This is a genomic window from uncultured Aliivibrio sp. (genome assembly GCF_946479765.1).
Taxonomy (GTDB): domain Bacteria; phylum Pseudomonadota; class Gammaproteobacteria; order Enterobacterales; family Vibrionaceae; genus Aliivibrio.
Genome location: NZ_CAMLHO010000032.1, coordinates 27,065 through 46,355 on the forward strand (window position 1 = coordinate 27,065; position 19,291 = coordinate 46,355).

The window sequence follows — 19,291 nt, forward strand, 5'->3', positions numbered from 1 at the left end:
CATGGCAAGAACTGTTGGCATTTCAGAACAAGAACTTTACGCTCCAGTAAATTGGACAGATTGCACCGCTCAATACGAAGATATTCAATATCATAAATCTGCTGATGGCATTGCGAAAATCACTATCGCACGCCCACAAGTACGTAACGCTTTCCGTCCAGGTACGGTTAAAGAGATGATGGACGCGTTAGCAGATGCTCGATATGACGAGAAAATTGGCGTTATTATCCTAACGGGTTTAGGCGAAGACGCATTCTGTTCAGGTGGTGATCAGAAGATCCGTGGCGATTACGGCGGCTACCGTGACGACAGCGGCACACATCACTTAAACGTATTGGATTTCCAACGTCAAATTCGTACGTGTCCAAAACCAGTGATCGCTGCTGTTGCAGGTTATGCTGTTGGTGGTGGTCATGTTCTTCATATGATGTGTGATTTAACTATCGCTGCAGAGAATGCTCAATTTGGTCAAACAGGTCCCAAAGTAGGTTCTTTTGATGGAGGTTGGGGCGCATCTTACATGGCTCGTATCGTAGGCCAGAAAAAAGCACGTGAGATTTGGTTCTTATGTCGTTTCTATGATGCTCAAGAAGCACTAGACATGGGCTTAGTAAACACCGTCGTTCCTGTTGCTGATTTAGAGAAAGAAACAGTTCGTTGGTGTCGTGAAACGCTACAACATAGTCCGATGGCATTACGTTGTCTAAAAGCTGCGTTAAATGCAGATTGTGATGGTCAAGCAGGTCTTCAAGAGTTAGCGGGTAACGCAACCATGATGTTCTACATGACTGAAGAAGGTCAAGAAGGTCGCAACGCATTTAATGAAAAGCGTCGTCCTGATTTCGATAAATTCCCTCGTAATCCATAAGCGATACGATCACTTATCTTCATAAGTTTAAGAGGCTCGGTTGAGTCTCTTTTTTCTTTTATTGGTTGGAGTGCCAGATGAAAACAGCCAAAATATATCAGTACCAACTCCCTATGGACAGTGGAGTTATCCTTCGTGAACAACGTCTTCAACAACGAGATGGATTGGTTATTGAATTAAGTGATGGAACACGTTTTGGCAAAGGGGAAATCGCACCTTTGCCTGAGTTTAATCAAGAAACCCTAGAGCAAGCACGTGAAGACTTACTGTCAGTAACTCAAGCTTGGTTAAATGATGAAGAATTAGATCTAGATGCAAACTGCCCATCGGTTGCGTTTGGTTTCAGCATGGCGTTGTTAGAACTTGAAGGTGGTTTACCACAAGAGGGCAGCTACCAAGTTGCTCCTTTGTGTTCTGGTGATCCTGATGATTTGGTTGTTAAACTGAATGAAATGAATGGCCGAAAAATAGCAAAAATTAAAGTCGGATTATATGAAGCTATCCGTGATGGTATGGTTGCTAATATGTTCCTAGAGTTGATCCCTGATCTTTCTTTGCGTTTGGATGCAAACCGTGGATGGACACCGAAAAAAGCAGAGCAATTTGCTAACTATGTAAACCCACAATTCCGCTCTCGTATTGAGTTCTTAGAAGAGCCTTGTCACACACCAGAAGAAAGTCTTGAGTTTGCTAAAGCCACAGGCATTGCCATCGCTTGGGATGAAACCGTGCGTGATGAGGGTTTTGAAGTGACAGCACAAGAAGGCGTCGCTGCCATTGTTATCAAGCCAACAATGGTAGGCTCTGTCGCTAAATGTATCGAACTTATCGAACAAGCCCACCAATTGGGAATGCAAGCGGTGATCAGCTCAAGCATTGAATCAAGCCTAGCATTAACACAGCTTGCACGACTTGCCGCTTGGAAAACACCAGAAACAATCCCAGGGTTAGATACGATTGATTTGTTTAAAGCACAATTAGATACCGCATGGCCTAATTGTACATTGCCAATGACTACTTTATCAGAGCTTAATATCGTATGGGAAAATTGATCTCTCCACTCTTCACAACATGGCCTTGGATTAAATGGGGTGAAGAGCGTGAACTGGAAATAGCGCTTCGTGATGGTACTAACGTATGGACATGGTCTGAAGTATTAACACAGATTAACCGCTACGCTAATGGTTTATTACAACAAGGCGTTAAGCGTGATGATGTGGTTGTCGGCATTGATAAAAACAGCATTGAGCTGATTTGGCTTCAACTTGCGTCGATTCGTATTGGTGCTCATTTTTCGGCTATCAACCCGAAAACGCCAGTGAATCAATTGCATCAACTTGTAACGAATATTTCAGCGAAACATATTTGGTTTGGTAAAGGGCAAGAAACTATTTCGGGAACATGGCATCATCTGCAATTAATTAATGCGGACTACGGTGTGATTGCAACGACATGGCAACCAACTCGTTTAGCAACATTGACCTTTACATCAGGTTCAACAGGTTTGCCAAAAGCGGTTGCTCATAGTGCAAGTAATCACTTGCATTCAGCGTCTGGGTTATTAAGTTGGATGCCGTTTGATACCTCTGATTCTTGGTTGTTATCACTGCCGTTGTTTCATATATCTGGCTTGGCTATTGTGTGGCGTTGGTTACTTTCTGGTGCGACATTAGTAATGCCAACTGAAGACGGATTACTTAATGATTTATATGGGGTAACTCATGCGTCATTAATCCCAACTCAATTGCAGCGTATTCTTGCTAGCGGTGATGCATCCCATCTTGCTCTAAAACGCGTTTTACTTGGTGGCTCTGTTATACCAACCGAACTAACAGACGAAGCGAAAGAAAATGGTATTGAATGCTGGTTAGGTTATGGCATGACAGAGATGTCTTCTACCGTGACCGCAAAATTGGCAGATGGTCTCTCTGGTGTTGGTCATGTACTTCCTTATCGTGAGTTGCGTATCGAAAAAGGAGAGGTTCTGGTTCGAGGTGAAGCGTTAGCATTAGGCTATTATCGCTCATCGGGCATCATGAGCATGACCAATGAAGATGGTTGGTATCCGAGTAATGATCTTGGTTATGCCGAAGGGGCAGAGCTTCATATTGAAGGCCGCCTAGATAACATGTTCATCTCAGGTGGTGAAAATATCCACCCAGAGAAAATAGAAAAAGCATTGTTAACTCATGCTGATATTGAATACGTTATTGTGGTCGATATTGCCGATAAAGAGTTCGGACAACGTCCAGTCGCCGTGATTAAGAATACAAAAGCGATTGAATATTCAGTATTATCCGACTTTCTACAAGATAAGTTAACGTCATTTGAGCGACCTGTTCGTTATGAAAACATGCCAGAACACTTGCTAGGTACTGGTATTAAGATTTCGCGCCAAAAGGTTAAAGAGTGGGTTAACTCACAACCAATTTCCGCGTAATTGAGCGACTTTTTCGCGCATTATTGCTGAGGTTGCTAGATGTGGTAGTACGGGTTCACCGGCTACCACTTCTATTTTTGACCAGCAGCGACGTGGACGTTTTAAGATTGCCTTTCCACCATGTCGACTAAACAAACTACCCCATAGTCCTCGCAATGCCATTGGAATAACCGGCACGGGCGAGCGTTTTAAAATAATATCCATTCCACGTAAAAATCCCCCCATTTCACCATCAGAGGTTAATACGCCTTCAGGGAAAATTAATACAATTTCACCATTAGCCAAGGCGTCTTCAATATCAAAAAAAGCACGTCGGATTGAACTGCTTTTGGTCGCGTTAATCGGAATGACGTTAGTGATACGGAAAAAGTATTTTATTAAGGGTAATTCAGCATATTCTTCTTCCATTACAAATCGAATGGGACGAGGGCAGGCACCACTTAGAATAAAGGCATCCATATAAGTGATGTGATTACAGACTAATAAAGCGCCACCTTCTTCAGGTAAGTTCTGCAATTCTTGGTGTTTAACTCGATATAAGGTATGAGTGATCCCCCATAATAAAAAGCGAATGACAAAAACAGGCACTTTACAAAATAAAAAGAGAGTAACAACGCCATTTAATGCAGCTAATAGAATAAAAAATTGTGGAATAGAAAGGTTTAAAATAGATAAGCACATAATGCCTAAAATCGCGCTGGCCACCATAAATAATGCATTATAAATATTATTAGCCGCAATGATTTGTGAGCGATGTTTCGGTTCAGGACGTTTTTGAATTAGTGTGTACAAGGGAACAATAAATAACCCCCCAGAGATCCCTAAAAAGAACAAATTAATAAACACAAGCAATAAATCAGGATGCAATAGAATCGTAGTGAAGCCAGTAACCTCAGTCGGTGACATTGGCGTATATAAAGCGAGATTTAAGCCAAATATCGTAATACCTAAGCAGCCTAGAGGAATGATCCCAAGTTCAACTCTGTGTTTTGATAACACATCACATCCAAGTGAGCCTATGGCGATGCCAATAGAAAACAGAGCTAATAAGACCGTTACCGTGATGGCATTATCATTGAGATGTAAATGCGTAAAGTTTGGAAATTGAGTTAGATAGCTTGCACCAAGAAACCAAAACCAACTGATCCCCATAATAGAAAGAAAAACGGTAGGGTCCTTTTTTGCGATACGGAAAGTCTGTTTTGTTTGTTTAATAGGTTGCCATTTGAAAGGTAAATCTGGGGCAATCGCTTCAGCATAAGGAATAGAGCGACTGGTGAGATAGCCTAATACGGCAAATAGAACGACCGTGCCTGCTGCGATGTATTCTGAATGTTCTTGTGAGGCGATAAATCCTGCGGCAATAGTACCAAATAAAATAGCGAGAAAAGTGCCTGTTTCGACTAAAGCATTACCAGAAACGAGTTCTTCATCTTTTAGCTGTTGAGGTAGAAGAGCGTATTTAACAGGACCAAAAAAAGCAGATTGTGTTCCCATTAAAAATAAAAGGATCAGCAGCAAAGTGTAATCTTTAAGAATAAAAGCCAGTGCGCCAAACAGCATGATAATGATTTCAGCTATCTTTACTTTTCTAATGAACGCTGATTTTTCATATTTATCAGCTAATACACCAGCAGGCGCTGAAAAAAGAAAGAAAGGAAGAATAAACAAACCAGCAGCAAGGTTGATAAATAGATTAGAAGAGATAGGCAAACTATCGACACTGGCAAAAGCGACAAACAATAACAACGTATTTTTATAGATGTTGTCGTTAAATGCGCCCAAAGATTGGGTTAAGAAATAAGGTAAAAAACGACGTTGAGTTAAGAGCTTAGCTTGCTTTGCCATGAACAATTCCTTTAATTACAAAGCTACTGTTGCTTCCACTGATTAATATAGTTTAATAGTAGATTATCGATGAGCAGATGACCATCAATAGGTGTTGATGAAAACAGTAAGTCGTCTAGACTTAATAATGTAATACCGTGAACACTAGCCCAAATAACACGACTACTTTGCTCTATCTCACTTTGTGCTTTAGTGGGATTAATGGTTTTAATGATCTCTTCAAGCACGCTCATCATTTGGTTAATACGATTTTCTTGCCAGTCAGGTAAGGCTTCGCCATTCATATTATGTTGAAACACTAAACGCCAGCGATTGGGGTGCTGCTGGGCAAAATTATAATAACAATAGGCAATGGCTTTTAGTGCCTCTTCAGGCGTAGCACTGTTCTCTAGCCCTTGATTTACTTGCAACATAATCTCATCTAAAGTTTGAGCAATAGCACGCAGTAGCAATAAGTTATAGCTACCAAAAATATTGACTAAGGTACTCGGTACGTAGCCAATGCTTTTTGCTAGCTTTCTTAAGCTAAGTTCGTGATGACTATGCTCGCCAAGAAATACTTTTACATTCTCTAATGCCATGTGACGTATTTCGTGATGAGTATGGTCGTTTCTGCGAGCCATATAAACCTTATTAGATAATTATGAACAATGTTCTTAATTTTAAATGTATCTGTCGATTCTTCAAGTAAGAGTTTTATCAATTTAGGGCACAAAGCACAATGTTGAGAATAAAATATCGGCTTTTTAACACTCTGAAACATTCTGATGTATTTTAATGCTCCCAATATGTAGCGATGCAGGCTATTATCACATCAAATTATTTTAATATAAGTAAAGGAACTGACAATGAAACGTCTTTTATCTATTGCTGCCCTAATGTTTGTTTTTGTTTTTTCTGCACCTCACGCAGAAGCAAAAAAATTCGGTGGTGGTAAATCATTTGGCAAGAGCTTTAAAACAGCGCCTGCGCCAAAACAACAAAATACAAATACGATTGGTAAACAAGATACAGCCAAAGGTGCATCAAGCAAAAAAGGCTTAATAGGTGGATTACTTGGTGGTCTTCTTGTTGGTGGTCTTTTAGCATCAGTCCTTGGCGGCGGCGGCTTTGAAGGTATCCAGTTTATGGATATCATCATCATGGCTGGTGTTGCGTTTGTTCTGTTCAAGCTTTTCCGTATGTTTATGGCATCGAAAGCAGGCAGTCTCAATCAGAGGCAAGGGACCGCATATGCTGGTCCACAAGCGTCTCAAGACGAGCAACCAAGCTTCCGTGATAACCAACAGTACTTCCAAGGCGATCAAGCGCAACCACAAGCGATAGGCGGCTTTGGTTCACCTAGCGCTGATGAGATCCCGCATAACTACCCACCGGGTTTTGATCTACAAGGTTTCATCAATGGTTCTCGCGAGCATTACCGTATTTTACAAGGTGCTTGGAACCATAACCAACTTGAAACAATTCAAGAGTACGTATCAATCAGTCTATACAATGATTTGGTTCAAGAGCGTGCAAATATTGAAGGTGAGCAACATACAGACGTAATGTTTGTTGATGCCGAAGTGGTTCGTGCTGATCATACAGCAAGCAGCGCACAGCTAAGCTTACAGTTCTCTGGTCGTTACCGCGATTCAGTTGAAGGTGTTGAAGAAGCAATTACCGACATCTGGCACTTAGAGCGTGACCTTACACAACCTGATGCGCCATGGTTGATTATTGGTATTCAAGCTTAATTGTCTTAAATGCGAACAAGTTGATTAAAAAACATCCTCATAGAGAGTAATCCTATGGGGATTTTTTATAGGTGTGATCTAGCTCTGTTTTAATCTATTAAAGACAGTCTATGCTGAATCCAGTTAACAAAATAAGAGAGATAAAATTATGCCATTTAATAAAGATATTATCGAAGAAATGAACCTTCTCAAGCAATTTCCACTAGAAAGCACTCAAGCGGGTTTAAAAATTCATTCAGACGCAGCACCCGAAGCAATCGAAGCAATGAAGCGTCTTTTCAGTAAAGGATTGGTTTCACAAAAAGACGGTGGTTATTTAACAAGCCACGGTACTGAGATTTCAGAGCAAGTGCAAAACGTAGTTCGCGTATTATCGTAATATTCTTCTGTAAATATTATAGCGTCATTGACTCAAGCTCAGTGATGGTTTGAATTGCTTGTTCTGGTGTTGCTCCGCATACATCAGGGCAGGCTTTAAATTGATGACATACCTTTGGGCGTTCTGCCTTACCGAATAGCTTACACAGATTCTCATCGTTCAATTGAACACAACGTACACCTGCAGGTTTTCCATCAGGCATTCCCGGAATAAATGAAGTAATACTTGGGGCTATGCAGCAAGCACCGCAATATAATCTACATTCCATACATCTATCTCATTGCATCAATTAAAGGATGCGCAAAATAGCACTCTTCCCCTTTCAGGTCAAAAGAACTCAGGTACTAAACAGTAAACCACTTGCACTTTTAGCTCAAGATGGGTATAAAACCGCCTCTTCCCATAACGAGTGTAAAGCAATGACAGAGCAATTTTGGCAACAAAAAAAATTAGAAGAAATGACAGAGCAAGAGTGGGAATCTCTTTGTGATGGCTGTGGTAAGTGCTGTTTACACAAATTAATGGATGAAGATACTGATGAAGTTTACTACACCAACGTGGCATGTAGCTGGCTGAACAGCAAAACGTGTTCATGTAAAGATTACGCTAAGCGTTTTACTTCGGGTGAAAACTGTCTAAAACTGAGTCGTGAAAACATAGCTGAATTTAACTGGCTACCAGTTACTTGTGCGTATCGCTTATTGGCAGAAGGCAATCCGATCCCAGAATGGCACCCATTGATCACTGGGTCTAAATCAGCGATGCACGCTGCTGGCGAAAGCGTAAGAAACAAGGTTGTTTATGCGATTGATGTGAAGAATTGGGAAGATCATATTACGAATCATCCAAATAGAAATTAAGTAAATCAAGGGTTTTCAGAGGGTTATGTTTTCCTGCTTAATCAATAACCCTCTATATAACTCTATATTATGAATGTCTGTCGCCACTTTGTAGTCACTAAAAATGGCGACATTTTTATAGGTGGAATAGGGGATTCTAGTTACAGCATCTTCCTTGTAAATCTCATCATAAAGCGCTTCACTAATCGGTACTGTGCGGTTTTTCTTTCCTTTCGTCTTTGTATACGTAATTTTATATTTACTCAGTTGAGAGCCTTTTAGGTTAGCTATTTCTAAAAATCGGCCACCAGTGGCAAGGCTCACTTTTACTACCTTTAAAATATCTTGGTGTTGATGTTGAGCTGCTGCGCTAAGCAGTGTTTTGATCTCATCAAGAGTAAGAAACTGCATTTCTTCTTCATGTAGCTTAAATTGACGAACAGAGCTTAATGGATTTGGGGCTTTCCATTCTTCCATGCGAATAAGCTCGGCAATTACCGCATTTAGTAAATCTTGCTCAATGTTGCAGGTACGAAAAGAAACAGCCACTTTACGATTATTCAAATCGGCAATATCACCAGCTAAACGAGCCGTTCTATACTCAGTGAACATCTTTCCTGTGAATTTTGTATAAAGTGGATCACTCATACCAAGAACAATTACCTGCAGTTTTCGATAGGTGTATTTTGCGTGAGTAAGTGAAATGCCGTGGCGGTTGTGCCATAGAGTAACCATATCCAATAAACTGCGTTGCTCTACTTTTTCACCAAGCCATGGTTTATCTTCAACTTCTTGCATTGTGTATTTTTCAAAAGCAAGCGCTTCACCTTTGGTGGCGAAGCGCTTACGAATGCGTTTTCCCTTACGGCCTTGTGGGTAGAACTCACAAAGCCAAGGTAATTTATTACCATCTTTTAAGTTTCTTACAGCCATAAAAAAGCTCACTTGATACTGTTTTTATATACAGTATCAAGTGGCTAAGTAAAATCAATATTTTCTTAAATATAAATTGATATTTACTCTATACGATCAGGCAAAATTGAATCAGATATTTTTGCTAATATCTTTTTACCAACGGATTTTATGCCTTTATGCTTTGCCATTGATTTTTTTATCAGTATCGCCATGTTTTCTAGGTTTTCTGTAGAAGTAAAACTATATTGATACTGTTCATTTAATTCTTCAAAAATAGATAATAAATAATAAGAGTTTTTATTTAATTTATCAATATATTGAGATATGTGCTCTTCCCAGTTATTTGGACGTTTTCTAATAATTAATAAAGCTAATGTATGAATTATTAAATCATCATCGTGTTTTAATGCATTTTTATAAAGTAAGCTTCCCATTTTTTGTGAGAATATGTCGTCTTGAAACCAACTTACAACATTTGATGGTATCTCTGGTAAAAGTCGTCCGAAAATTTCTTTTACTGTACCAGTAAAATCATCACCTAAAGCAAAACAAGCACCATCTACCATAATTCTTTTGGACTGCGACATAGAAGGAGCAAATATTATTAATACATTTATTAATAATACCCAACTATTTAGTATCTCAGTTAGTAATTCATGGCGTAATTTTGGTGTAGCGTAGTCACTATTTCTTAATGCCTTCGAGGAGGATTGCATACATTTCATCAATCGTAATAATGAGTACTCTTCCAGAATTTTATTTACATTTTGAGATAATGGTCTTGCGTGATTATAACTTTGGTCTGCATAGCTATCTTTAATTTCATCAGGTAGCTTTGACCCCATAGCTCCTGAAGTTAAAACTTGTTGTACGTGTTCAAGAGATTTTTCTGATGGAGTCCAATGCATTAAATTATAAATATTAAAATTATCAGGTAAATTACATTTGTCATTTACAATACTTTTAGTTTTTTTTAAATCAGAAATCAAAACTCTTAGAGCATTTTCTCTATTTCTATCTATTCCAGTGTAGTATTCTATTATTTCAGGGTAGGTGATGTAATTTAAATTATTTAATATAAATTTACAAAAATCTTCATTATGAAGCATTCTATGTGCAGAAAAATAAAATACCCAGTATGTAAATTTGAAACAGAACATATTATTTCGTTGTATAATTATATTGTTTGAATATAAAATATCGAAAATAACATTTATATCTAAATCGATTTCACTATCTTTACAGAATAAAGACATGTCATTTAAAAATGTGTCTCTAGAAAAATTATATTCATGAGTTCGTATGATGTTTTCACAAAAATAACCAAGAATATATTCAACATCTTTTAAATCAGGTCTTGTTTTATATTTTGGTATATTGTCAACATTAAATAATAAAAATAAAACTCTTTTGATCATTTCTGTTCTATTTACAGGACTTTCATCAAATTCAAATTCATATATTTTCAAAAAAGTTAAACAGTTTAATGGTGTTCTTGGAATATTTAATACCTCTAGATCCTTGGTTAATCTATTGATAACGATGTCATCGCTAGCAATAAATTTATTATTTGAATTATAAGCTTGTACTATCTGTCTAATATCATTTTGAGTTAAAGACCATAAGTGATTTTCTTTAAAGTGGCGAATTTTATTGAAATCTATTGAACCATGCTCGATGGGGTTATCAGCTTTAGAAAGCATTAGTATAATTGATTTATCAATAAAAATATCATTTATAACTTTTATGATTTTATCAATATCAAGGATATTTAAAGATACCTCATCAATAATTACACATTCAACATCACTTTTAGTTAGTTTTAATGAGGCTAGTTGTCTATTAATGTATTTCTCTGTGCTTTTTTTGTGTCGGTTTATATCATTGACGTCTAGATATAACCAAAAAGATCTATCTTTATATTCCCATGCTTTTTTAACTAAATATTTAGCTAAAGAGGTTAATCCAAATTGTTGCCTTGATTGAATTACCATTGAAGAAGGGGAAGATATAATATCTTTTACTTCGGTCATAGTTCCTCTACAAGGGGAAATAGTAGGTAATTCTTCATTGCTGAATAATTTTGGTTCTATCCATGTTTTATTTTGTTTTGAATAACAACTTAGCGATGAATTAAAACTATTTTCTAACTCCTTTGATATATAATAAGATTCTTCAGAAGATAATTGAGATTGTACTGAATGCTTCAATGGTGTTTCTATTTCATTGATATCGATGCTAAATACTTCATTAATATGTATGTTTGATATGGCATAATTCACCGATGGGCCATTTTTAATGTTTACAATACCGATAACAGTATTTGTATTCATACAAATAAGTGGCGAGCCACTATATCCAGATGAAATTTCATCATTAGTGTGTATTTTGATATGATTTATTTTTATATTATGATCGAATTTTTCTATTTCAATATCTTTTTTAATTCTAATATGATTTATTTCTTCTTTTTTTATATCTTTTCCAAGTTTTGTAAACCCAATAACAGAGTAACCAGTATTTTCAATAGGGTTAGAGAAAGTAAATACTTTTAAGTCTAAATTTTCAACATATACAACTGCTAAATCTAAGCCACTACTATAATTATTTTGTATTGTTTTTGCTGCTTTTCCATCAACAAGTAATTGTTCTTCAACACCATTAATGACATGACCACAAGTAAGAATAAAAACACCATTACTATCTTTTCCTATAACAAAGCCAGTACCAAATTTATCATTAATAGTGTTATGTATCTTTAAAATTGAATGATTCATTTTTTAGCCTTTATTGTTAATTCTACTGAAATGTTTGCTTCAGCACTACTTTTGGCAACAAAAACATTTCCGCTAGCACCAAATTTAATACCAACATTAACCTTAGCTGATTCTATTGTAATATTATCTTTTAGATTTAAGTATGCATTATTTATTGGTTCTATAACTCGATTTAAAAGGTGTTCAATCTTATCTATTGATGAGTCAATAGTAGAGTTATGCGATATTTCCATTACATCGTTATCGTTTAACTCTATTTCTACTTCAATGCCATCGTTTAATTTTATAACTTGATTCATTTTTTATTCCTAGCCAATTAAAAATATTATTTCTTTTTCATTTCCATCGCCACTCGGCCTACATCTTCTTCTGAGACTTCAATCGTTGAGCTGCCAAAGGCAATAGCCAATTTTTTACCAGGTAAACGCTGAAGGTTGTTTATTGATAAACGCCCATCAACATCTAGTAGGTAATCACCAGATACAGTGTCTATTGATTCTTTATTGATGTAATACATACCTGAATCATCTTCAATGATTTGAGTATTTAATGGTGTTAATCCAAAGCGTTCAAGCGCCTCTTCATCAAGATTAATTTTCCCATTATCTAATAATGCGCCATCAACTAACTTGGATACTTTCAGGCTTGGAACAGTAGCCACGTTATTTTCAAATGCTTCACCTTCACCTAGAGTTATGAATTTAATAGGATACCATTTATGGCGAGTCTTCAAATAGCGGTTGATGCGCCTTTTTGCACAAAAAAAGAATTTTTACGACGTACTGGATGGTCTAGACCGTGCAATTGCGGCGGGAGACATTCCAGTCCTTCCAAAACGTGGTGAGAAAAATTCCATTCTTATCTATTTAGTTAAGGTTTTCGAACGCGCTGCACTGCAACAAGTGTAAGTGGTGTTTCATTTTCGTCTTTTTCTTTAACTGAGTATTAGATATGAACGTAAACAACTAAATGTGCACTTTACGTGAGTCTAAACAAAACGCATTTAACGAGTCTTGTTGTGCATTCTCTAATTCAGAGAACGTACAACAGATTGCTAAAGATTGCGGAATTAACCCAACAATGCTTTGCAATAAGTTAAACCCATCTCAACCGCACAAATTAACGTTAGGCTCATTATTAAACTTGCACTTGGTTAATGGTGGTAACCAAACTCAAATTATCGGCCAACTGCGAGATATTGTGATTGGCTTAAATGACAAACTATAAAACTAAACGGTGGAGCAGGGGTTATCACTTGTGAAAGTATCTATCCGTTTACAGGTAAACCCCATATGGATGGCTCAATCACCGTATTTTCAGGTAAGTAATATGGCATTAAGTACAGAAGCAACAAAAGTAGAATTACTAAAAGAACTAAAAGAAAAAGGATTTGTGACCAAAGGTGATTCAGCAGGGAGTTATAAAATAACGTGAATACCTATGAATCTTAAGTATTAGCCTTTTCGAAGAGCACGTTTGGCATTTGGATTTTTAAATTCTGAGCTGTAAGTACCAATAGGGCTATCATCTTTCTTTGGACGATCTTGATACATGGTCACTACACTATAAAAAGGGGTAGGAGGGATAGTTGTACGATCTTGCTGAAGTTCTAGAACAAGTACACAGTTAGGGCTAAGGTTAACGTAAAAGTTAGTTCTTTTTTGGCCTCTTTTACCTTTCTTTCCTTTATAGAACTTTCCGCCTTGTAGGCTGAGCTTTTCCCAAATCAATTCTCGTGCTGAGCGTCTGAGTTTATCCAACCAAGCTTTATGTCCTTGGTAAATATGATTTTCCCCAAAGCTTTGGTCACCGACACGTAGACGAATAGGCATATCAGCATTTTGTTTAGGTAAAGTATAGGCAGGGAGAGTTGCCCAATTGATCTCGCCATCAACAGTAATAAAATCATCTTTATTGGTGCCAAGTTCTGCGAAAATAAGTGCTGACATTTATTATTGTTCTTAGTTGGCTATTAGGGTTGATTTGATTGTAGAATAGTACGCTAGATTAGATCGTTCTGTCTAAGTAAACCTTTCTATATTGATGGATATTGGTTGACAAATCGACCTTAAAGCATTTATATTAAAGGTGTCTGGTGAAGAAGATGAGGTGAGATAAGAGCAAGTTGAGTCAATGCTCCTCACGTGCGCGGTTGTGTTACCAACATCTGAAAAGATTCACAACGAGAACTTGGTGAAAGTTAAGTGAAATTAACATTCTGCTTAATTATTGTATTACAATTTTATTTTTAAATGAGTAACGCTCTAATAAGTCATACGGGGTTCACACTAGACAAAGTATATTAAAGGTCGCTAAATTTAGCGGCCTTTTTTTATGTCGGAAATAACTTTCTAACTATCAGTAGCTTTCCTTGAGTTGGCTTTGGCAAAAAAAGAATGTAATTTATGAGTGTCGCCACTTTATATATAGGGGGCTCTTAACTTGTTGTTAAATATTGAATTTTATTTATGTGTTCAATGTGATCACATTACAAATCACCCCAATAGATAATGTGTATGACTAATAAACCAAAAACACAAAAACCTGATTGTAAAACTGCGATGCTTAACATCATTGAATTGGTGAAAGCTGATTTCCCATTTGATGCGCCTGAAGCTCAAATATGTGGTGATACCTGTGTTGGTTGCCCACGTAAATTGATTGAATTAGTGGAAGGTGAATTACTGTATTGGGAATCTTACGTTCAACGTGGAGAAACGCCCAATTTCTCTGAGATCGAAAGCTTTGCCAAACTATGCAAAAATGTTCGCCGTGGTTTAGTTCGAAATGGAATATTAGAGCCGCTACCAAGGTAACTCTATCCCTTCAAAATTTTAAAAATTGCCCGCTATTGTCCATCGATAGCGAGGTAATATCCCTTCATCAATTCTATTTATTAAAACTTCACTGTTGTCGCACGGAATAGTTGTGTTGTCTGAGTGTCACACAGCAAACAGCTACTTAATGGAGCGTTTGCGTGAGTTAGGGGTGATTTAGTCATTCGCTTATTGGAATCAAATAGGTAGAGACAGGTTCTCTACCTATTTTTTTAAGTAAGACAAAGGCGTATTATTTACTTTGAATTGAAATCGTTGGTGGATTTATCGCTTCTTTTCTAAATTCTTGCATTACTCGTAAGGTAATATCTGTTTCAAATAACTTCTCAAGTTTAATATCAACAACATACGCTTTACAGGTTAATTGAATCGATAAATAATTATCTGTAATCGTTTGTTTTACTAATACCACTACCGGTTTAGGTAAATGGATATAGCGACTTGAAGATGCGGCTTCTTGAATGATATCTCGCGCTTTATTGATGTCTTGATCCATGCCGATATAGAAAGGGATCACGACCTGCATATCAAGCCCACCATAGTTACCACTCACAACGACTTCATTTAGAAATTTATTGTTCGGTATAGTAATAATATCATCATTAAGAGTTTGCATTCGGACAGATCGTAAACCAATGGTGATGATATCGCCATAATGCCCTTCAAATGTGACTCGGTCTCCGACTTGGAATGGTCGGTCGATCATGACGGTTAACCCTGCGATAAAAGAGGCGGTAAGATCTTTTAATGCAAAACCGACGGAAACTGCAATCGTACCGCCAATCAATGCAAGCACACGTTCATCAACTCGAAAGCTGAGCATGAATATGGCAACAGCCGTTGACATGTAAATGAAAAATTGAAAGAAGGATTGTAGCTTTTGCATCAACATTCGGCGTTGTGCAAACTGACTACTTACGCCATCGACAATAGATTGAATAAATCGTAAGAAAAGCCATGCGCCTAAAATAATAAAAAAGGAGAAAACAACACCACTCCAACGGATTAGGCTAGTAAATTGTTGTAAGTTATCGATAGATTGAGGATCTTCTGCAAGTGCAGAACTACCTGAAAATAGAGATAAACAAAGTATTAATAAACGGATCATATTATTTTACCAATAAATGTTGACGGTGAAGAGCGTTAGTAATATGACGATACCAATGATCTGATATGCGTGCTTTTTCATCATTCCACTCAATATAACCACGACTTTGGAAGTAGCGTAATGTACTGATAACTTCAGCAATGCTGAGTCGACTACAATCACAAAGATCGACAGGTGAAGCCACTTCAAGCTGTACGATCGAGCGTAATACAGCAAGCATAGGCTTTGGCATTGTTTCTAGATCATCAGATTGAGGAGCCTTAAATAAACGAACTAATACCGTATCGGTTTCTTTATCTTTGTATAAAGAAAGTCTAAAGAAGCGTAAGGCAACAGTAGGGTTGCCATCAGAATAGTCCCACAAAATACGATAGAATCCATTTTTAGCGCGCTCTTCATCAGTTAAGGTATCTTCATCCCACTGTCTTGGCAGGATCAATCCATCAAATGAAATTGAGCTATTACCATTATTTTCAATGATACGAGAATCCAAGAGGTGACCAATTTGTTTTTCATTCCACTTAGGCATAAAAGTAACAAGATCGAATAATAGTCGCTCCCCACGGGCACGATCTATAAAACGCCAACTTGATTTATCAATAGACAATACGACACGATGGCTTTTTCTCGCACGTCTAAGTAAATTTGTTAGTTTCATTAAATCGACTAATCCATTCACTTTTGGTTTGACTAAGCGTTGCGTATTATCAAAAGCAATCAGGTAGCATTCATTACTGTTTCTTAGATGTTGTAGGATATCTCTCTCTGTTGCATCTTCCTCTAATCCTAATAATGTTGAAAACTCAGGCAATAGCGCACTGTAGCCACCATAAGGGCAGTTGATATAGAGTGGGATTACGTTTTTTGCTTTGCTTAAAATACGGTTTAACACGGTTGTTGTACCAATACCTCGTTCGCCAGAGAGTACACATACCGCTGGACTGTCTGTGAGTAAGTAGCGAGATAATGACGTAATTTCTTCTTCCGCATATTCTTCAAGTAATTCAGAGTCTTCTGAGCCAGGAGCAATATAATCAAATGCATTATCTCCCTTTATGCGGACTAGGTTTGATTGTTCACGTGAGACCTCTGTTTGTTTCGCTACTTCTATTCTAAAGAGGTAAGCGAGTACATGACTAAAGGCCGCGTATTGAGAAAGCATCGAAATTACTTGGTGTTGAATTGTTCTACCAAGCAGCCATACAGAACCGCACGCGGTAGCAGCAATAGACATTAAGAAGGTGTTTTTATTTCTAATTGCCCATTGAACGGATAATGGATGAGTTTCTAACTGTTCTATACGAATAAAAATGGTGTGATTCCATCGTTTGAGCGTAATGACGGTCAATAAGACAAAAAATAGATAAACAACAGAGTTAATCCAAGCATAAATCGTCCCTTGGCCTAAAGTTCTTGATGAAATCTGTAAAATTACGCCCGCAACAATTATCCCCCAAATGTATCGACGAATGGTTGAAAGTCGTAGAGCGATGGTTTCTTTTTTATTATGTTTGCTGTTTCTATAAGCAAATTCCAAAATGAAACTGACCGCAATAGAGCCACCAAGTATCCACCAGGTAAATATTTCTAGAAAGATTAAATGCTGCAAGCTTGGTAGCGTGGAAATAATACGTAATGTTGCAGTGATTAATAGTAAATATGCGATGGCTTTATGTGCGCGGCTGCAATACCAAATAGTACGGATTAATAAACTAGGGTTCGAAGTACTCTTTAGTTTTGATGTTTTAAAATCATGAATGAGACGGTCACTGTTTCGCATCCACCAATTAAACACAAAGAAGATACCTAATACTTTGAGTATTACACTGATCACTGGCACTGGTGATATAGCAAGATCATTGAGTAATTTCTTAAAACTACGAATTTGATAATAGATATAATATCTAATATTAAGTTTAGTGATCGTTAATTCGGCGTAAAATTGAGTGACACCTCGAGGACCAAACCCCGTTAATTGATCTCGATTTCTTGTTTCTGTTAGGTGCAGAAGCAACTCTTTACTTGTATTTAAAGAAGTCAATGAGCGATGGTTTTTTTCAACGTTCGCCCATGCTTTATCTGTGGCAATATCTTGATAATGTGCTAAAGAATCTTCTAATACTTGAACTTGTTTCTTTTGCTCCAACAAAGTACGGGACAAAAGTCTTTTGACTTGTCCGTATTCTTGATTTGAAAAGAAATGTTGTTCTGGGAGCTGCGTTATATCAGTGGCAATACCTTGAGCAGATTCAGATATAGATACTAAGTTATAGGTATTTACTCCCCATTCAGCAAATACTGAGGATGAGCAGAATAGAACTAATACTAAAAGAAAACGATTAACGACGTTATTCATAGGCGACAGAAAGGTCTCAATAGGTAAAATTAAAAGTGGGTGTTTATAAGTGGAAATGTGTCGAGTGGTTAGAAATGTAGTCTGGGTAGCAATTTATAGTCTTTTTTAGAAAACACATTAATTTGGAAGTAAATCTCGTAGTTTTGTGGTTTTTTCCGGTAATAAATTACATTGCGTGGTCAATTTATTGGCATAAAGTAAATATTTGTCTCTGTGATCAATATTTGTATGAAGTGCTCACTCTGTAATATCTACGACATTTAGTTCAATTTGTTTTTCTATAATGGAGTAAGGGAATAAATGGAGGCTAGGGATATGGAATATCGAATTGTGGATATTACTAGTGATCACGATAATGATATCTGCTACATCATTAAAAATGTAGGTGTTGAATTTGGAGCTGTGGGCGAAGGCTTTGGTCCGTCGGACGATGAGGTGTTGGAAATGAGTAAATACTACAATCCGGCATTTAAGAGCAAATATCTTATATTATTACTTGATGGCAGAGTGGTTGGTGGTTGTGGTTTGGCACCGTTTAATGGCAGTAACTCTGTTTGTGAATTGCGTAAACTGTTTTTATTGCCTGAAGCACGAGGCAGAGGTTTTGGTAAGACTATTGCACAGAAAGTACTAAAACACGCTGTTAATTTTGGCTACACGAAGTGTTACTTAGATACGTTATCAACTATGAAGTCAGCCATTCATTTATATGACGATCTTGGTTTTGAGCGATTATTGAAACCGATTGATGGCACAGTACATAATGGTTGTGATGTGTGGATGCTTAAGGCATTGTAAGTATTTAGCAGATATAAAAAAGCCCCTGTATTTCTGCTAGGGCTTAGAATGTGGTGGAGGAACCCTATTAATAGTGCAATGGTACGATGACACTGGAGATTATTTAAGCCTTATAATATTATTATGAGGTATGTTATGAAACGTAAAGAACGAATGAACTATTCCAACGAACAAAAACTAGAATATACTCGCATGATGGTTGAAAATAGCTATTCAAATCAACAGATCCAAGATATATCAGGGGGGCTTCTTTATCGGCTATTTTTCGCTGGAAGCGACAATATCTCTCTGAGAGGAATGGTAATACTCCTGTCATTGATCCACAGCATAAGATACGACATATCATCGGTTGGATCACGTTTAGGTAATTCCGTAAATAGATACTGGAAG

General features: G+C 37.2%; 21 protein-coding genes and 1 pseudogene. 12 read left to right on the forward strand and 10 right to left on the reverse strand.

The window, feature by feature from the left end; genetic code table 11:
• The first annotated feature begins 1 nt into the window (after window position 1).
• The 3 genes from menB to menE all read left to right on the forward strand — a co-directional run bounded on the left by menB (window position 2) and on the right by menE (window position 3,308).
• The gene (menB, locus tag Q1K78_RS12420; protein WP_300179121.1) at window positions 2-868 is read left to right on the forward strand and encodes a 1,4-dihydroxy-2-naphthoyl-CoA synthase; all 867 of its coding nucleotides are present in this window, start codon (window positions 2-4) and stop codon (window positions 866-868) included.
• A gap of 77 nt (window positions 869-945) precedes the next feature.
• Window positions 946-1,920 (forward strand): o-succinylbenzoate synthase, encoded by a 975-nt coding sequence (menC, locus tag Q1K78_RS12425; protein ID WP_300179124.1) that lies wholly within the window; start codon window positions 946-948, stop codon window positions 1,918-1,920.
• The gene (gene menE / locus Q1K78_RS12430; protein WP_300179127.1) at window positions 1,908-3,308 is read left to right on the forward strand and encodes an o-succinylbenzoate--CoA ligase; all 1,401 of its coding nucleotides are present in this window, start codon (window positions 1,908-1,910) and stop codon (window positions 3,306-3,308) included. The genes menC and menE overlap by 13 nt, the downstream gene beginning before the upstream one ends.
• Here the strand turns inward: menE and Q1K78_RS12435 are convergent.
• The gene (locus tag Q1K78_RS12435; RefSeq protein ID WP_300179130.1) at window positions 3,288-5,156 is read right to left on the reverse strand and encodes an MFS transporter; all 1,869 of its coding nucleotides are present in this window, start codon (window positions 5,154-5,156) and stop codon (window positions 3,288-3,290) included. The two genes, menE and Q1K78_RS12435, sit on opposite strands and share 21 nt — an antisense overlap.
• Before the next feature lie 23 nt (window positions 5,157-5,179).
• Window positions 5,180-5,779 (reverse strand): TetR-like C-terminal domain-containing protein, encoded by a 600-nt coding sequence (locus Q1K78_RS12440; protein WP_300179133.1) that lies wholly within the window; start codon window positions 5,777-5,779, stop codon window positions 5,180-5,182.
• Between the two features lie 225 nt (window positions 5,780-6,004).
• Here Q1K78_RS12440 and Q1K78_RS12445 point away from each other — a divergent pair, with 225 nt between their 5' ends.
• Window positions 6,005-6,892, forward strand: a complete 888-nt coding sequence (locus Q1K78_RS12445) for a Tim44 domain-containing protein (RefSeq protein WP_300179136.1) — start codon at window positions 6,005-6,007, stop codon at window positions 6,890-6,892.
• A 148-nt stretch (window positions 6,893-7,040) separates the two neighbouring features.
• Entirely contained in the window at window positions 7,041-7,271 is a 231-nt protein-coding gene (locus Q1K78_RS12450) for a TIGR02647 family protein (RefSeq protein WP_300179139.1), read from the forward strand.
• Window positions 7,272-7,287: 16 nt separating this feature from the next.
• On the opposite strand, the gene Q1K78_RS12455 is transcribed toward Q1K78_RS12450, so the two are convergent.
• Window positions 7,288-7,539: a YkgJ family cysteine cluster protein gene (locus Q1K78_RS12455; protein WP_300179142.1), complete on the reverse strand. Its 252-nt coding sequence runs from the start codon at window positions 7,537-7,539 to the stop codon at window positions 7,288-7,290.
• Between the two features lie 151 nt (window positions 7,540-7,690).
• Between Q1K78_RS12455 and Q1K78_RS12460 the strand changes: the two genes are divergently transcribed.
• Entirely contained in the window at window positions 7,691-8,131 is a 441-nt protein-coding gene (locus Q1K78_RS12460; protein WP_300179145.1) for a YcgN family cysteine cluster protein, read from the forward strand.
• Window positions 8,132-8,146: 15 nt separating this feature from the next.
• Here Q1K78_RS12460 and Q1K78_RS12465 read toward each other — a convergent pair whose 3' ends face one another.
• From Q1K78_RS12465 to Q1K78_RS12480, 4 genes are all read right to left on the reverse strand, one after another.
• The gene (locus Q1K78_RS12465) at window positions 8,147-9,043 is read right to left on the reverse strand and encodes a site-specific integrase (protein WP_300179148.1); all 897 of its coding nucleotides are present in this window, start codon (window positions 9,041-9,043) and stop codon (window positions 8,147-8,149) included.
• An 83-nt stretch (window positions 9,044-9,126) separates the two neighbouring features.
• Window positions 9,127-11,802, reverse strand: a complete 2,676-nt coding sequence (locus Q1K78_RS12470) for a serine protease (protein WP_300179150.1) — start codon at window positions 11,800-11,802, stop codon at window positions 9,127-9,129.
• Window positions 11,799-12,101 (reverse strand): CU044_2847 family protein, encoded by a 303-nt coding sequence (locus Q1K78_RS12475; protein WP_300179152.1) that lies wholly within the window; start codon window positions 12,099-12,101, stop codon window positions 11,799-11,801. Before Q1K78_RS12475 ends, Q1K78_RS12470 begins: the two co-directional genes overlap by 4 nt.
• Before the next feature lie 26 nt (window positions 12,102-12,127).
• Window positions 12,128-12,535 (reverse strand): transcriptional regulator, encoded by a 408-nt coding sequence (locus Q1K78_RS12480; protein WP_300179155.1) that lies wholly within the window; start codon window positions 12,533-12,535, stop codon window positions 12,128-12,130.
• Window positions 12,536-12,545: 10 nt separating this feature from the next.
• On the opposite strand from Q1K78_RS12480, the gene Q1K78_RS12485 reads away from it, so the two are divergent.
• From Q1K78_RS12485 to Q1K78_RS12495, 3 genes are all read left to right on the forward strand, one after another.
• Complete coding sequence (locus Q1K78_RS12485) at window positions 12,546-12,710, forward strand: hypothetical protein (RefSeq protein ID WP_300179158.1); 165 nt, start codon at window positions 12,546-12,548, stop codon at window positions 12,708-12,710.
• 61 nt (window positions 12,711-12,771) lie between these two features.
• Window positions 12,772-13,029 (forward strand): phage regulatory CII family protein, encoded by a 258-nt coding sequence (locus Q1K78_RS12490; protein ID WP_300179161.1) that lies wholly within the window; start codon window positions 12,772-12,774, stop codon window positions 13,027-13,029.
• Between the two features lie 30 nt (window positions 13,030-13,059).
• Window positions 13,060-13,236, forward strand: a complete 177-nt coding sequence (locus Q1K78_RS12495; protein ID WP_300179164.1) for a hypothetical protein — start codon at window positions 13,060-13,062, stop codon at window positions 13,234-13,236.
• A 20-nt stretch (window positions 13,237-13,256) separates the two neighbouring features.
• Here Q1K78_RS12495 and Q1K78_RS12500 read toward each other — a convergent pair whose 3' ends face one another.
• A complete protein-coding gene (locus Q1K78_RS12500) occupies window positions 13,257-13,751 on the reverse strand; it encodes a hypothetical protein (RefSeq protein WP_300179167.1) in 495 nt (164 codons plus the stop codon).
• Between the two features lie 567 nt (window positions 13,752-14,318).
• On the opposite strand from Q1K78_RS12500, the gene Q1K78_RS12505 reads away from it, so the two are divergent.
• Entirely contained in the window at window positions 14,319-14,618 is a 300-nt protein-coding gene (locus Q1K78_RS12505) for a hypothetical protein (protein WP_300179170.1), read from the forward strand.
• Between the two features lie 253 nt (window positions 14,619-14,871).
• Here Q1K78_RS12505 and Q1K78_RS12510 read toward each other — a convergent pair whose 3' ends face one another.
• Together Q1K78_RS12510 and Q1K78_RS12515 are read right to left on the reverse strand one after the other, a co-directional pair.
• Window positions 14,872-15,747, reverse strand: a complete 876-nt coding sequence (locus tag Q1K78_RS12510) for a mechanosensitive ion channel domain-containing protein (protein ID WP_300179173.1) — start codon at window positions 15,745-15,747, stop codon at window positions 14,872-14,874.
• Window position 15,748: 1 nt separating this feature from the next.
• Complete coding sequence (locus Q1K78_RS12515) at window positions 15,749-18,103, reverse strand: AAA family ATPase (RefSeq protein ID WP_300179176.1); 2,355 nt, start codon at window positions 18,101-18,103, stop codon at window positions 15,749-15,751.
• Window positions 18,104-18,418: 315 nt separating this feature from the next.
• Here Q1K78_RS12515 and Q1K78_RS12520 point away from each other — a divergent pair, with 315 nt between their 5' ends.
• Together Q1K78_RS12520 and Q1K78_RS12525 are read left to right on the forward strand one after the other, a co-directional pair.
• Entirely contained in the window at window positions 18,419-18,901 is a 483-nt protein-coding gene (locus Q1K78_RS12520; RefSeq protein WP_300179179.1) for a GNAT family N-acetyltransferase, read from the forward strand.
• A gap of 135 nt (window positions 18,902-19,036) precedes the next feature.
• Window positions 19,037-19,185: pseudogene (locus Q1K78_RS12525) on the forward strand (IS3 family transposase); the annotation flags it as partial.
• Between the last annotated feature and the right edge of the window lie 106 nt (window positions 19,186-19,291).